We start from the raw sequence: 14,674 nt of genomic DNA, 5'->3' as shown, positions 1-14,674 counted from the left end.
CGGGACAGTGCGACGAGGAGTCTTTTGTGGCGGAGCGTCAGGTATCAGCGGGGGCGGACGGGGCAGGCGCGCCGGAAGTCCAGGCCGAGGAGCGCCGACTGCGCCGTGACCTCGGCTTCTGGGGACTGACCGGCATCGGCTTCTCCAACATCGTCGGCTCCGGCTGGCTCTTCGCGGCCCTGTACGCGGCGCAGACGGCCGGCCCGGCGGCGCTGTTGTCCTGGGTCGGCGCGGGTCTGCTGTGCGGTCTGGTCGCCCTGGTCCTGATCGAGCTCGGCGCGTCCCGGCCGGAGGGCGGCGGCACGGTCCGCTGGCCGCTGTTCGCCAGCGGCCGGCTGGTCGGCACCCTCATCGGCTGGTCGACCCTGCTGTCCGTGGGCGGCACCGCGGCCGAGATCAGCGCGATCATGCAGTACACGGCGCACTACCTCCCCGGCCTCTACAACGGCCACACCCTCACCCTCGGCGGGCTCGGCCTGGCCGCCGGGCTCAGCGTGCTGCTGACGGCGCTGAACTGGTTCGCGGTGCGGATGTTCGCCCGGATGAACAACCTGATCTCGGTGTTCAAGATCGCCGTGCCGGTCGTCACCGTGATCGCGCTGTTCGCCTCCGGCTGGCACTCCGGCCGGCTCACCGATCACGGCGGCTTCGCCCCGTACGGCTACGTGGCGTGCCTGACCGCGCTGGCCGGCGGCGGCATCGTCTACTCCGTCAACGGCTTCCAGGCCCCGCTGGACTTCTCCGGTGAGACCCGCAACCCCCGCCGCACCATCCCCGCGGCGGTGCTCACCGGCATCGGCCTGGCCGTGGCCATGTACCTCGCGCTGCAGCTGGCGTTCCTCTTCACCGTCCCCGAGAGCCTGCTGGGCCACGGCTGGCAGGGCGTCTCCTTCGACTCGCCGTTCGGCCAGCTCGCCCTGATCCTCAACCTGCACTGGCTGTCCAGCCTGCTCTACGCGGACGCGGTCATCTCGCCCGGCGGCTCGGCCTACGTCGGCGTGGCCATCGACGCCCGGCACACCTACGCGCTCGCCAAGAACGGCACGATCCCGCGGTACTTCATGAAGGTCAACGAGCGGTTCGGCGTCCCGCGCCGGGCACTGGCGATCAACCTCCTGGTCATCGTGGTCTTCCTGCTGCCCTTCGGCGGCTGGCAGGACATCGTGAGCGTGATGGGCGACATGTACCTGCTGATCTACGCCGCCTCGGCGGTCGCGGTCGCGGTGTTCCGCTCCGAACCGGGCGGCGGCACCGCCGGCTGGGTGCCCGGCCTGCGCTGGATCGCGCCGGTCAGCTTCGTCGTGTCCAGCGAGTTCGTCTACTGGTCGGGCTGGAACGACCTGCGGCTGGCCCTGCCGCTGGTCCTCGCCGGCCTGCTGATCTTCCTCGTCATGCGCCGCCCGGGCGCCCGCGGCGCCACCGCGGCCGTGGAGAGTGACGGCGCCGGGCCGCGCCGCCCGCTCTCCGCCGAACTGCGCACCGGCGCCTGGCTGGTGGTCTACCTCCTCGCCCTGACCGCCCTCTCCGGACTCGGCACCTTCGAGGGCTCCGGCCGGCTGCCCGCCCCGTACGACTCGATCACGGTGGCCGTCCTCGCCGCCGGGATCTTCTTCTGGGCCGTACGGTCCGGCGTCCGCCACCTGGCGGTGAACCGCTCCGCGGCCGGGGAGGGCCCGGCGTCGTGAAGCGGAAGTCACCCCGCAGAAATATGATGAACCGGACAGGCGGGCTCCCCACGCGAGCCCCGTGAGCCCAGGTCAGGAGGCCCCCGCGGATCCGCCGCACGGAGCGCGCCGCCGCAGTGGCCCATGCACCGATGCACCCGGGAGCGATCCATGCTTCGGCGTCGTCCCCCGCGGTCGGCGAGCGCCGACGATCTGCTGACCACGCTCGGGCGGCTGACCGCCCAGGCGCGGGAGGGCGCCGAGAAGCAGCGGGCCCGCGTGGAGCTCGCCGAGGCACTGCAGCGCGAGCTGCTGCCGGCCCGGCTGCCGCAGCTCCCCGGGCTGCGCGCCGCCGCCACCTACGCCCCGGCCCGGCACGGCCTGGACATCGGCGGCGACTGGTACGACGGCTTCCCGCTGCCCGACGGGTCACTGGCGTTCTGCATCGGCGACGTGCAGGGCCACGACGTGGAGGCGGCGGCCTTCATGGGGCAGATCCGGCTCGGGCTGCGGGCCGTCGCCGTGCACGCCGCCGACCCCGGCGAGGTGCTCAGCCGCGCCAACGACCTGCTGCTCTCCGTCGACTACGGGCTCTTCGCGACCTGCACCTTCCTCCGCTTCGACCCGGCCGGCTGGGAGCTGACCAGCGCCCGGGCCGGCCACGTACCGGCCGTCTGGGCCACCACCGACGGCCGGTTCGGCCTGGCCGACGACCCCGGGGGCCTGCCGCTGGGTATCGCGCCGGGGGAGGAGTACCCGGTCACCCGCCGCCGGCTGGCCATCGCGGGCGCGTTCGCCCTGGTCACCGACGGGGTCGTGGAGGGACCGGCGTTCCCCATGGAAGCCGGGCTGACGCAGGTGATGCGGCTGGTGCGGGCCAACGCGGGCAGCGATCCGGCGGCGGTCGCCGCGGCGGCGATGAGCGTGGCGGAACTGACCGGGCACACCGACGACTCCGCGGTGCTCGTGCTGCGCTACGACGGCGCCGGCGGCCAGGAGTGGGTGAAGCGCGAGCGGGGCGCGCGTGTCGTGGCCGGTGCCCGGTCGCCGGCGTTGTCTGATGGCTGATGTGGTGCGTACCGAGCAACTCCGCCGTCTCGCACCGGCAGCCCTGACGATCCTCGTCCTCACCGCCGTCTACTACGCGTCCGCCCGGATCGGGCTGCTGGAACAGGTGGTGGTCGCCGGTGCCGTGGTCACGCCCTTATGGCCGCCCACCGGTATCGCGCTCAGCAGCCTGTTGCTGATCGGGCTGTGGACCTGGCCGGCCGTCTTCCTCGGCACGCTCCTCGTCGTCGCCTCGATCAGTCCGCTCGACGGATCCGTCCTCGCCATCATGACCGGCAACACCCTCGCCCCGGTGTGCGCCTGTCTGATGCTGCGCAAGGTGGGGTTCCGGACCGAACTGGACCGGCTGCGGGACGGCATCGCACTGGTCGCCCTCGGCGCGTTCGCCGGCATGGTGATCAGCGCGACGTTCGGCAGCGGCACCCAGGTCATCACCGGCGCGCTGCCGGCCGGGGACTTCTGGCGGACCTGGGCGGCGTGGTGGGTGGGCGACGCGATGGGCGTCCTCGTCGTCACCCCGCTCGTGCTCGCCGCCCGCACCCTGCGGCCGCCCCGGGACCTGCCCCTCGTGCGGTCGGCGGAGGCGGTGGCCCTGCTGGCCGCCGCGGTCCTGGTCTCCCTCGTGGTGGTGCACAGCACGCTGTCGCTGCTGTTCCTGGTCTTCCCGGTGATCGTGTGGGCGGCGCTGCGCTTCCAGCTGGCCGGTGCGGCGCCCTGCGTGCTGGTGGTGTCCGTGCCGGCGATCTCGGCGGCGACCGACCGCACCGGACCGTTCGAGGGCCAGAGCCTGCTGGAGGCCATGGTCAACCTGCAGGCGCTCAACGCGTCCGCCGCGCTCACCGCGCTGCTGCTGTCGGCGGTCGTCACCGAGCAGATCGCCATCCGCCGCAAGATCGAGCTGGCCTGCACCGAACTGGCCGAGGTCGTCGACCGCCTCGCGCCGGGGGAGAGCCGCCGCCGCTGGCCGCCGGAGGAGGACGGGCGCTAGGGGGCGGAGCCCCGTGGGCCCGGCGGTCAGTCGTCCCGCAGCAGTTCCCCCAGGTCGTAGCCCACCGGCTCCTCCAGCTGGGCGTAGGTGCAGCTCTCCGGCGTACGGTCCGGACGCCAGTGGCGGAACTGGGCGGTGTGCCGGAACCTGCTGCCCTCCATGTGGTCGTAGGCCACCTCGCACACCCGCTCCGGGCGCAGCGGCACCCATGAGAGGTCCTTGCCGCCGCTCCACCGGCTCGGCCCGCCGGGCATCCGCCGGGACGCGTGCGCCTCCTCGTCCGTCCACGCGCCCCACGGGTGCTCCGCGGCATCGTCCATCCGCAGCGGCGCCAGCTCCTCGACCAGGGCGCGCCGCCGGGCCATGGGGAACGACGCGCACACCCCGACGTGCTGGAGCTGACCGGCGTCGTCGTGCAGGCCCAGCAGCAGCGAGCCGACCACCGGGCCGCTCTTGTGCAGCCGGTAGCCCGCCACGACGCAGTCGGCGGTGCGGGCGTGCTTCACCTTGAACATCACCCGGTCACCGGGCCGGTACGGCAGGTCCAGCGGTTTGGCGATCACCCCGTCCAGCCCCGCGCCCTCGAACTGCGTGAACCAGCGCTGCGCCAGCTCCTGATCGGTGGTGGCCGGCGCGGTGTACACCGGCGGCCGGGCCGTCCGCAGCGCCTCCACCAGCGCCTCGCGGCGGGCGGTCTGCGGCTCGCGCATCAGGGAGTCGGAGCCCAGGGCCAGCAGGTCGAAGGCGATCAGGGAGGCCGGTGTCCGCTCGGCGAGGGTGCGGACCCGGGAGTCCGCCGGGTGGATGCGTTCCAGCAGCTCCTCGAAGTGCAGCCGGCCGTCATGGGCGATGACGATCTCGCCGTCGACGACGCAGCGCCGCGGCAGCTCGTCCCGGACCGCCGCGATGACCTCGGGGAAGTAGCGGCTGAGCGACTTCGTCGTGCGGCTGGCGATCTCGACCTCCGTACCGTCGCGGAAGACGATGACCCGGAAGCCGTCCCACTTGGCCTCGTACTGCATGCCGGCGGGGATGCCGGCCACCGGCTTGGCGAGCATGGGGGAGACCGGGGGCATGACGGGCAGGTCCATGGTCCCGATCCTGAGGGCTCGGGCCGCTTCCCGCGCGCCGGGCGGAACCCCCGGGCACGCTCTAGCGTGGAGGCATGACCGGAGGTCGGGCCAACGAGGCCGTCGAGCTGGACGTCGCGGGGCGCACGGTGCGGGTGTCCCACCCGGACAAGACGTACTACCCGGAGCGCGGCTTCACGAAGCTGGACGTCGCCCGCTACTACCTCGCGGTCGCGGACGGGGTGCTGCGCGGGCTGCGCGACCGGCCCACCACGATGCAGCGCTTCCCCGACGGCGTGGAGGGCGAGTTCTTCTACCAGAAGCGGGCGCCCAAGGGCCTGCCCGACTGGCTGCCGACCGCCCGGATCGCCTTCCCCAGTGGGCGGTTCGCCGACGAGATGTGCCCCACCGAGCCCGCCGCCGTGGTCTGGGCGGCCAATCTCGGGTGCCTGACCTTCCACCCGTGGCCGGTCCGCCGCGGCGACACCGAGCACCCCGACGAACTGCGGATCGACCTCGACCCGCAGCCCGGCACCGACTTCACGGACGCCGTACGGGTCGCCCACGAGCTGCGCGCACTGCTCGACGAGCACGGGCTGCGCGGCTGGCCCAAGACCTCCGGCGGCCGGGGCGTGCACATCTACGTGCCGATCCGGCCGCAGTGGACGTTCACCGAGGTCCGACGGGCCGCGATCACCGTGGCCCGGGCCATGGAACGGCGGCTGCCGGACCTGGTCACCTCGGCCTGGTGGAAGGAGGAACGCGGCGCGAAGATCTTCGTCGACTACAACCAGATGGCCCGGGACCGCACGATCGCCTCGGCCTATTCGCTGCGTGCCCGGCCGCGCGCCACGGTCTCCGCCCCGCTGCGCTGGGAGGAGCTGTCCGACGCCGTCCCGGAGGACTTCGACCTGCGCACGATGCCGCGGCGGTTCGCGGAACTCGGTGATGTGCACGCCGACATGGCGGACCACGCCTTCGGGCTGGAATCCGTCTTCGACCTCGCGGACCGGCAGGCGGCCGACGAGGGGCTGGGCGATCTGCCCTATCCGCCCGACCACCCGAAGATGCCGGGGGAGCCGCCCCGGGTGCAGCCGAGCCGGGCCCGCAAGCGCTGACGGCCCCGGCCGGTCCGGCACCGGATGCCCCGGACGGCCGTACCCGACCGGGCCGGTGCGCTTCCGCCACGGCCTCGCGGTTCGCTCGCCGGGGGCGGTCCGCGGTCCGTCGCCCCGTATGCGCGTCGGCCCGCCTGACGAGAGCATTCCGCACGTGGCGAACGAGAATGCGGGCCGGCCATGAGCGAGTTCCCGATCGACTATGCGGCGGTCTTCCAGGCACTGCCGGGCGCGGTGCTGCTGCTCACCCCGGAGCTGATGATCGCCGACGCCAACGAGGCCCTGCTGCGCCGCGCCGGCCGGCAGCGGCGACAGGTGGTCGGGCACCACCTCTTCGACGTGTTCCCCGACAACCCCCGGGACCCCGACGCCACCGGTACGCGCAACCTGCGGGCGTCCCTGGAACGGGTGCTGGCCACCGGCCTGACCGACACCATGGCCCTCCAGCGCTACGACGTCGAACTGCCCGGCCGGCCGGGCGTGTTCGAGGAGCGCTACTGGAGCCCCGTCAACGCGCCGGTCCTCGACGCGGACGGGCGGGTGCGGCTGATCGTGCACCGGGTGGAGGAGGTCACCGAGACCGTCCGGGCCGGCGCCCCGCGGGACGACGGCGGTGACCTGCAGCGGATGACGGTCGAACTCTACGCCCGGGCCCAGGAACTCCAGCAGCTCAACGACCGGCTGCGCCAGGCCCACGCCAGGGAACGGCTGGTGGTGCTGGCGCTCCAGGAAGCGATGCTGCCCGCGCCCCGCCCGGTGGGGCACCACCGGGCCGCGGTGCGCTACCGGCCCGCGGTCGGGGCGCTCAACGTCTGCGGTGACTGGTACGACCTGGCGGAGCTGCCCGGGGACCGGATGGCGGTGGCGGTCGGTGACGTCGTCGGCCATGGGCTGGAGGCGGCCTGCGTCATGGGGCAGCTGCGCAGTGCGCTGAGCGCTGCCACGCTGGTCACCCCGGGGCCCGCCCGGGCGCTGGAGGTGCTGGGCATCTACGCCCGCTCGGTGGAGGGCGCCGAATCCGCCACCGCGGTGGAGGTGTTCATCGACTGGTCCAGCCACACCCTCGCCTACAGCAGCGCCGGGCATCCGCCGCCGGCGCTGCTGCACCCGGACGGCCGGGTGGAGTTCCTGGACGGGGCGACCGATCCGCCGCTGGGGGCCCGGCCCGAGCACGTGAGCCGCCCCGAGGCCCTGGTCTCCTTCGCCGACGACGCGGTGCTGGTGCTGTACACGGACGGGCTGATCGAGCGCCGCCGCGAGGACATCGACATCGGGCTGGCACGGCTGGCCGCGTCGCTTACCCGGCACCGGGGCGCGGGGGCGGAGACGCTCGCCGATGCGCTGCTGGCCGAGCTGCTGCCGCCCGACGGGGCGACCGATGACACCGCGCTCGTCGTCATCCGGCTCTGAGCTGTGCGCTCCCCGCCGGACTTTGCCTTTTCATTGCCACGACTGGAGCAATTCTTGAGGCCGTTGGAGTGGCTCTCCGTCGTGCCTGCACGGTTTGCGATCCCGCGCGGTACTCATCGGAATGTCAGATTTCCTGCCAAACAGGAGAAACGCAATGCGCAAGATCATAGGTCGCTCTGTGGCCGCCGCGGCGATTGCCGCCGCCACCGTCGTCCCGCTCGCCGGTGTGGCCTCCGCCGCCCCCCAGAGCCCGGCGGCGTCTTCGTCGGGCTACGACCACTACGGCCGTGGCCACCACCGTCACCACCACCACGGCTGCCACCACCACCGCGGTTTCGACCGTTTCGGCTACGGCGGCTACGGCGGCTACGGCAACGGCTACGGCAACGGGTTCGGCTACGGCAACGGCTTCGGCTACGGCCCGTTCGGCGGGTTCGGCGGTCTTGGCTGGCTGGGTCTCATCTGACCGGCAGTAGCAAGTCGGGCCGCCGCAGCGTTGGGCTGCGGCGGCCCGACGCTGCGGTCACGCGGCGGTGCCGGCCTCCTGCTCGGCCCGGCGGCGCAGCTCCTTCTTGTCCGGCTTGCCGGCATCGGTCAGCGGCAGCACGTCGACGAACGTGAGGTGCGCCGGCTCGTACATCGCGCCGCGCTCCGCGCACACCATCGCGCGCAGTTCCGGCCCGTCGACCGTGCTTCCCGGCGCCCGCACCACCGCGGCGTGCACCCGCTCCATGCGGTCGGCGTCCCGGACCCCGTAGACGGCGCTCTGGAGTACCTGCGGGTGCGAGTTCAGCAGGTCCTCCAGCTCGGTGGTGTACACATGGCCGCCGACCACGACGATCATGTCCTTGATCCGGTCGACGATGGTCAAGTACCCCTCGTCGTCGAGGAATCCGATGTCGCCGGTGTGCAGCCAGCCGTCCCGCAGTACCTCCGCGGTCAGCTCCGGCTGCTTCCAGTAGCCCTGCATGATCATGGCCGAGCGGACGCAGACCTCGCCGTGCTCGCCGTTCGGCAGATCGCGGCCCGACTCGTCGCGGATGGCCACCTCGACGTCGGGCAGCACCTTGCCCGCGGACCGCAGCCGGTCGGGACGGTCCGGGTCGTGGTCCTCCTGGGTGAGCACGCTGATGCCGCCGGCCTCGTTCTGCCCGTACCCCTGCATCAGCACCGGGCCGAACGCCCGTATCGCGTCGGCTATCCGCGCCGGGGACGCCTGGCAGCCGCCGTAGGCCACCATCCGCAGGCTGGAGGTGTCGGTGCGCGGCCGGTCCGGATGGTCCATCAGCTGGTAGAGCAGCGGCGGGAGCAGGAACAGGTCGGTGATGCGCTCGCGCTCGATGGCGGCGAGCACCTCGGCGGGGTCGAAGTCGTCGAGCAGGACGACCGTGCCGCCGGCGTACAGGGTGCTGTCGGCCATCGCGCCGGCCGCGTGGGCCAGCGTCGTCGCGACCAGCTGCCGGCGCTCGCCCGGCTTCTCCGGCAGTACGCCGCGGAACCAGCGGGCCTGCTCGAAGGTGGTGCAGATGCCCTTGGGGTGGCCGGTGGTGCCCCCGGTGTGGCGGATCGTGCAGACGTCCTCCGGCCGGGCCAGGCTCGCGAACGGCTCGTCGGACTGCTCGGCCGCCAGCTCCAGCAGGTCCGTGCCGAGCTTCGCCGGACCGAGGACGAGGACCTCCGGGACCGGCGCCAACTCGGTTACCTCGGCGGCGCGTTCGGCGTACCGCGGGTCGACGATCAGTGCCCGGGTCTCGACGTCGCGGACGATGTCGGCCTGGGAGTCGGCGGACAGCTTGTTGTAGAGGTGGTTGACCCGGGCGCCGATCAGGTTCGCCGCGTAGCGGGCGACCAGGGCCTCGGGGAGGTTGCCGCTCAGCAGGGTGACGGTGTCCTCGCGGGCCACACCACGGGCCCGCAGGGCCCGCGCCATCCGGTGGACCAGGGTGCGGAACTCGCCCGCCGTTACCCGGCGGCCCTGATGGACCACGGCTTCGTGCGCCGGGTCGGAGCTAAGTACATCGAGGTTCTCCTCCACATAGGTGCGGAATGTCCGGTCAGCGTGGGACATGATGTCGGGCTTCCTCCTGACGCCGGCGGGCCCGGTCGCGGCCGCCGGGTGTGATCACCTAGCTTTAGTTGCTAGAGGCAACTAAAGATTCAGGGTAATCCCTGGTGATCGACATCTCCAACTCGGCGGCCCCGGCCGGGAGGTGGCGCGACGGCCCGCGGGCCACCACCACGGCCATGACCTGCCCGTCCCGCCGTGCCACGGGTCCGCACGACGGCCGGAACCATCGCCCCGAATATCGTCGACAAGGTCGCCGAGCGGGCACCCGCGGCGGATAATGCTCCCTCGCGCACCGGGTGCCCCGGCCCTGCCGCTCCCGCTCTCCCTGCGGGGCCGTCCCGTGGCGAGAGATGATGGAGGGCAGCGGAAACACGGCGAGAATCGGCCGATGTACGGAGAGCGCCACGGCTGTCGGTCCCAGGGGGACCGGCGGAAGGAGTGCCTGGATGGGTGCGACCGACGCGTTCCCCGAGGGTGCCGCCCCGGTCGGGGCCACACCGGGGCAGCCCGGCGGCCTGCTCGACGTACTGGGCGTGGCCGCGGTGATGCTGGACGCGGACGGCCGGATCACCCTGTGGAGCCCCCAGGCCGAGCAACTCTTCGGCTGGACCGCCAAGGAGGCGCTCGGCCGGCCCGCCGCCAAGCTGCTGGTCCCGCCGGAACACCTCGACCTCGTCCTGCAGCTGTTCTCCAAGGTCATGGCGGGCGGCGAGAGCTGGGCCGGGGTCTTCCCCGTCCGGCACAAGGACGGCAGCACCCGGCTGGTCGAGTTCCGCAACATGCGACTGCTGGACGAGCGCGGCGAGACCTACGCCCTCGGCATCGCCACCGACCAGTCCGTGCTGCGCCGGGTCGAGCGCGACCTGGCGCTGTCGGTGCGCCTGGTGGCCCAGTCACCGATCGGCCTGGCGGTCCTGGACACCCACCTGCGCTTCGTCATGGTCAACCCGGCGCTGGAGCGGATCAACGACCTGCCGGCGGACCGGCACATCGGCCGGCACGTCCGGGAGGCGCTGTCGTTCCTCGACACCGACGTCATCGTGGACCGGATGCGGGAGGTCCTGGAGACCGGGCGGCCGCTGCTGGACCAGTTCACCGTCGGCCGCACGGCCGCCGACCCGGACACCGACCAGGCGTGGTCGGTGTCGTACTACCGGCTGGAGGACCCCGGCGGCCGGGTCCTCGGGCTCGCCACCTCCGTCGTGGACGTCACCGAACAGCACAGCGCCGCCACCGAGGCCGCCCGCGCCCGGCGGCGGCTGGCCCTGATCGCCGACGCCTCGGCGAGCGTCGGCACCACCCTCGACGTCGACCAGACCGCCCACGAACTCGCCGACGTCATCGTTCCCGAGCTCGCCGACCTGGCCGCGGTCGACGTCCTCGACGCCGTCCTGGACGGCCGCCGCCCGGCCGCGCTCGCCGCCGGTGGCCCGGCCCGCTTCCGCGCCCTCGCGGTGTCCGCGGCCTACGCCACCGACGCCGTCCGCGCCGCCGACCCCACCGGCCAGATCGCCTCCTACGACGCCGACCGGCTGATCACCCGCTGCGTCACCGACGCCCGCCCGGTGCTCGTCGCCCAGGTCGCCGACGACGACCTGCCGCACATCGCCGCCGACGCCGAGGGCGCCGCACTGCTGCGCCGGGCCGGACTCCACTCCTATCTCGCGGTGCCGCTGATCGCCCGTGGTGAGGTGCTCGGCGCGCTCTCGCTCTACCGCGTGCGCAACCAGGTGCCGTTCGACGAGGACGACGCGGTGCTCGCCGTCGAACTGGCCTCCCGGGCGGCGGTCTGCATCGACAACGCCCGCTCGTACCAGAGCGAACGCCGGACCGCGCTCACCCTCCAGCGCCACCTGATGAACCACCGGCCGCCGCAGCCCACGGCCATGGAGATCGCCTACCGCTACCAGCCCGCGCAGGCGGCCAGCGAGGTCGGCGGCGACTGGTTCGACGCGATCCCGGTGGCCGGCGGCAAGACCGCCCTGGTCGTCGGCGACGTGATGGGCAGCGGCATCAACGCCGCCGCCACCATGGGCCAGCTGCGCACCACCACCCGCGCGCTGGCCGATCTCGATCTGGACCCCGCCGACGTGCTCAGCCACCTCGACCACATCGCCGCCGGCCTCGACCCGGCCTTCGCCACCTGCCTGTACGCGGTCTACGACCCGGAGGACGGCTGCTGCCGGATCGCCGTCGCCGGGCATCTGCCACCGGTCGTGCTCCGGGCGGGCCGCCCGCCCGAGCTGCTCGACCTGCCCACCGGCGCCCCGCTCGGCGTCGGCGGTGTCCCGTTCGAGCAGACCACGGTCCCGCTGCACGAGGGCGACCTGCTGGTCCTCTACACCGACGGCCTGATCGAAACCCGGCACCAGGCCATCGACATCCGCCTGGACACCCTGCTCACCGTGCTCGCCGAGCCCGAGGGGGACCTGGAGAGGCTGTGCGACCGCCTGCTGAGCGCGCTGCGCGACGAGCACGGCCACGACGACGTCGCCCTGCTCATCGCCCGGGTCCGCCCCGAAGGGGAGTGACCGGGGGCGCACCGTGGACCTGCCGGGCCCGGGAGCGGGAGGAATCCTGCGCCGGTTTCCGGAGTCCGGGAGCAGAATCCGCACCCATTCCCCGGAGCCGCGAAATCCGCTTCCGTATGGCTGTTAGTGCATGGATCCATGTTCCAGAGCGGTCGCTGACGACGGATTTCGTCGTCTCACACTCTTAACAAGGTATTGACGGACACCGACGGCGAGGGTTTTATTCGGTCACCGAAGCGGCGTCCGTGGTCAGCCGGGCGCTCCCGCTCATGGCGCTCTGCCCCCACAAGGCGCCCCTCCTGGCCCCCGCACCGATGGGACACGGATAACCGATATGCCCTACACGCCTGTTGCCCCCGCAGCGTCCGAGCGGGACACCCGCAGTACGGCGGAAGGAACCGCCGCCGCGCCCAAGCTCACCCGGTCCATCGGTGTGGTCGGCGGCACCCTGCTCACGCTCTCCTGCCTTACCCCGGCCTCGTCGCTCTTCGTGATCGTGCCGGACTCCTTCGCCAGCCTGGGCACCGGCACCGCCGTGACCATCGCCATCGCGGGCCTGCTCTGTATCGGCGTGGCCTTCACCTACTCCGAGCTCGGCACCCTGATCCCGAGCTCCGGCGGTGAATACGCGATGGTCGGCACCCTCATGGGCCGCCTCGCCGGCTGGCTGGTCTTCATCCTCTCGCTGATCGTGGTCATGATCGTCCCACCGATCATCGCGCTGGGCACCGCCGACTATCTGGCCCCGATCGTCCATCTCGATCCGCAGTACACCGCCGCCGGCGTGATGCTGCTGGCCACCGCCATGGGCCTGCTCGACCTGCGCGCCAACGCCTGGATCACCGGCATCTTCCTGGTCCTGGAGGTCGTGGCCTGCGCGGTCGTCGCCTTCCTCGGCTTCACCCACGCTCACCGCTCCGCCTCCGTGCTCATCCACCCCGTCGTGGACGCCGGGCACGGACACAGCACCGCGGTCACCGCCGGACTGATCGTGACGGGACTGGCCACCGCGCTCTTCATCCTCCAGGGCTTCTCCACCGCCGTGTACCTCGCGGAGGAGATGGAGAACCCGCGCCGCAACGTCTCCCGCACGGTCCTGTGGACCCTCGCCATCGGCGCCGCGGTCGTGCTGATCCCGGTGGTCGCGATCACCCTCGGCGCGCCCGACCTGAAGACCCTCGGCGCCGGTGACGTGGCCGGCATGGTGCAGAGCTGGAGCAACTCCGGCATCGGCACCTTCGTCAGCCTCTGCATCGCCCTGGCCATCATCAACGCCACCATCGTGATGGTGATCCAGAACTCCCGGGTGGTCTTCTCCTCGGCCCGCGACGCCGCCTGGCCGACCGCCGTCAACCGCGCCTTCTCGCACGTCGGCCGGCGCTTCGGCTCCCCCTGGGTGGCCACCCTCGTGGTCGGCGTCCCCGGAGCGGCGCTCTGCTTCGTCAACCTCGACACCCTGAGCGAGGTCACCGGTGTCGCCGTCGCCGCGATGTACGTCTTCGTCGCCCTCGGCGCCCTGGTCTCCCGCCGCGGCGAGCACAAGCACCGGATGGCCTGGCGGATGCCGCTGTGGCCGGTGGTCCCGGCGCTGCTGATCGTGGTGCTGGCCTGGGTGCTCTACCAGCAGAGCGCCAAGAGCCTGCTCATCACCGGCGCCATCGTCGCCGCTGCCGCGGTCTACTGGGCGGTCTACCTCCGCCCGCGCCAGGCCACGCACTGGGTCATCTCGGTCCCCGAGGACGAGCAGGCCCCCGTGGCGGAGCCGACGACCGCCCCGCTGCCCGGTGTGACGGCGTAACGGCACACACGGCCAGGCACACGACGAGGCCCGCCCGGAGCATCGCTCCCGGGCGGGCCTCGTCGTGTTGTGCACCGAGCGGTCGTGGCCCCGGCAGTTGTGCGGGGCCCGAGCGGCGCCGAACCGACGACGGGCCCCCAGGTGCGCGTACGAGGGGCTCGTGCGCACGCCTGGGGGCCCGGCTGCCGGCGTCTACTGGCCGGAGGGCTCCGCGGGGCGGGACAGCGCCAGCGCGTCCAGCAGCAGGCAGACGTGGTCGACGGCATCCCGTCCGGCGGGGGCGTCGGCCACCGGGGTGTCGTCGAGCAGCGTGGCGGTGCCGTGCAGCAGCCTCACGAGCCGCTCGTCGACCGGGTCCGCCGATGCCGGGTGTGCCAGGGCGGACCGGATCTGCTCGCCCGTGAGCGGCAGCCCGGTCTCCAGGAAACGGAAGACCGCGACGGCGACCCGACGGTCGGCGTCGTTCGGCTTCCACCGGCCGAGCGCGTGGTGGTCGATGAGGGCGGCCGCGTCGGCACGGATCTCCTCGGGAACATGCATGCCCAAGAACGTCTCATACCGGCCCGCCGGCGCGTAGGCGGCGAAGGGGGTACCAGAACCCGTCGTCGCGGCTGCCGCCGGAACCCGGCGAACCGTGCTGACCAGGCAACTTGTCCCGGTCTGCCGATCACCCGAGTGTCCCGCGCGGAAGGAACGCGGGAATAAACCTGTGGGGAGAGTTACATGGACGGTCCAGAACTCGGGTGCCTGTATGTCCCCTTCGTCGAGGACGTTCGCATATGTACGTCAGTAAAACGTACCCGGGGGTCTTCCCGCCCTCTGGCGCCCGGCCTCGGATCACGGGACGATCTGCGGACAGACCAGTGAGGCTCTGTCGCGTGCCGCGGGGCCGGCCGGCGGCGGCTGCGCTCTGCAACGCGCGGCTCGCCCACCGTATGCGGGAGGTGTAGAAAGAGGAC

11 protein-coding genes are annotated in these 14,674 nt (G+C 72.6%); 8 read left to right on the top strand and 3 right to left on the bottom strand.

Annotated features, from left to right (window positions below):
- The first annotated feature begins 98 nt into the window (after positions 1-98).
- The 3 genes from OJ254_RS24645 (at position 99) to OJ254_RS24635 (ending at position 3,720) form a co-directional block, all read left to right on the top strand.
- The gene (locus tag OJ254_RS24645) at positions 99-1,685 is read left to right on the top strand and encodes an APC family permease (RefSeq protein WP_265365289.1); all 1,587 of its coding nucleotides are present in this window, start codon (positions 99-101) and stop codon (positions 1,683-1,685) included.
- 150 nt (positions 1,686-1,835) lie between these two features.
- Positions 1,836-2,732: a PP2C family protein-serine/threonine phosphatase gene (locus tag OJ254_RS24640; RefSeq protein WP_265364113.1), complete on the top strand. Its 897-nt coding sequence runs from the start codon at positions 1,836-1,838 to the stop codon at positions 2,730-2,732.
- 1 nt (position 2,733) lies between these two features.
- Positions 2,734-3,720, top strand: a complete 987-nt coding sequence (locus OJ254_RS24635; protein WP_265365288.1) for an MASE1 domain-containing protein — start codon at positions 2,734-2,736, stop codon at positions 3,718-3,720.
- A 26-nt stretch (positions 3,721-3,746) separates the two neighbouring features.
- Here OJ254_RS24635 and OJ254_RS24630 read toward each other — a convergent pair whose 3' ends face one another.
- The gene (locus tag OJ254_RS24630; protein WP_265364112.1) at positions 3,747-4,811 is read right to left on the bottom strand and encodes an ATP-dependent DNA ligase; all 1,065 of its coding nucleotides are present in this window, start codon (positions 4,809-4,811) and stop codon (positions 3,747-3,749) included.
- Between the two features lie 74 nt (positions 4,812-4,885).
- On the opposite strand from OJ254_RS24630, the gene ligD reads away from it, so the two are divergent.
- The 3 genes from ligD (at position 4,886) to OJ254_RS24615 (ending at position 7,784) form a co-directional block, all read left to right on the top strand.
- On the top strand, positions 4,886-5,908 hold the full coding sequence (ligD, locus tag OJ254_RS24625; RefSeq protein ID WP_265364111.1) for a non-homologous end-joining DNA ligase: 1,023 nt from the start codon (positions 4,886-4,888) through the stop codon (positions 5,906-5,908).
- A gap of 180 nt (positions 5,909-6,088) precedes the next feature.
- Entirely contained in the window at positions 6,089-7,318 is a 1,230-nt protein-coding gene (locus tag OJ254_RS24620) for a PP2C family protein-serine/threonine phosphatase (RefSeq protein ID WP_265364110.1), read from the top strand.
- 154 nt (positions 7,319-7,472) lie between these two features.
- Entirely contained in the window at positions 7,473-7,784 is a 312-nt protein-coding gene (locus tag OJ254_RS24615) for a hypothetical protein (protein ID WP_265364109.1), read from the top strand.
- 57 nt (positions 7,785-7,841) lie between these two features.
- Here the strand turns inward: OJ254_RS24615 and OJ254_RS24610 are convergent, their stop codons facing one another.
- Positions 7,842-9,386, bottom strand: coding sequence for an AMP-binding protein (locus OJ254_RS24610; RefSeq protein ID WP_265364108.1), 1,545 nt, complete (start codon positions 9,384-9,386; stop codon positions 7,842-7,844).
- Positions 9,387-9,832: 446 nt separating this feature from the next.
- On the opposite strand from OJ254_RS24610, the gene OJ254_RS24605 reads away from it, so the two are divergent.
- Both OJ254_RS24605 and OJ254_RS24600 read left to right on the top strand, forming a co-directional pair.
- On the top strand, positions 9,833-11,917 hold the full coding sequence (locus OJ254_RS24605) for a SpoIIE family protein phosphatase (RefSeq protein ID WP_265364107.1): 2,085 nt from the start codon (positions 9,833-9,835) through the stop codon (positions 11,915-11,917).
- A 334-nt stretch (positions 11,918-12,251) separates the two neighbouring features.
- Positions 12,252-13,715: an APC family permease gene (locus tag OJ254_RS24600; RefSeq protein WP_265364106.1), complete on the top strand. Its 1,464-nt coding sequence runs from the start codon at positions 12,252-12,254 to the stop codon at positions 13,713-13,715.
- Positions 13,716-13,907: 192 nt separating this feature from the next.
- Here the strand turns inward: OJ254_RS24600 and OJ254_RS24595 are convergent, their stop codons facing one another.
- Positions 13,908-14,255: a hypothetical protein gene (locus OJ254_RS24595; RefSeq protein WP_265364105.1), complete on the bottom strand. Its 348-nt coding sequence runs from the start codon at positions 14,253-14,255 to the stop codon at positions 13,908-13,910.
- Positions 14,256-14,674: the final 419 nt, after the last annotated feature.

Origin of the sequence: Streptomyces endophytica, assembly GCF_026153355.1 — a bacterium.
GTDB lineage: Bacteria > Actinomycetota > Actinomycetes > Streptomycetales > Streptomycetaceae > Streptomyces > Streptomyces endophytica.
This window is presented reverse-complemented; position numbering and strand designations above follow the sequence as displayed.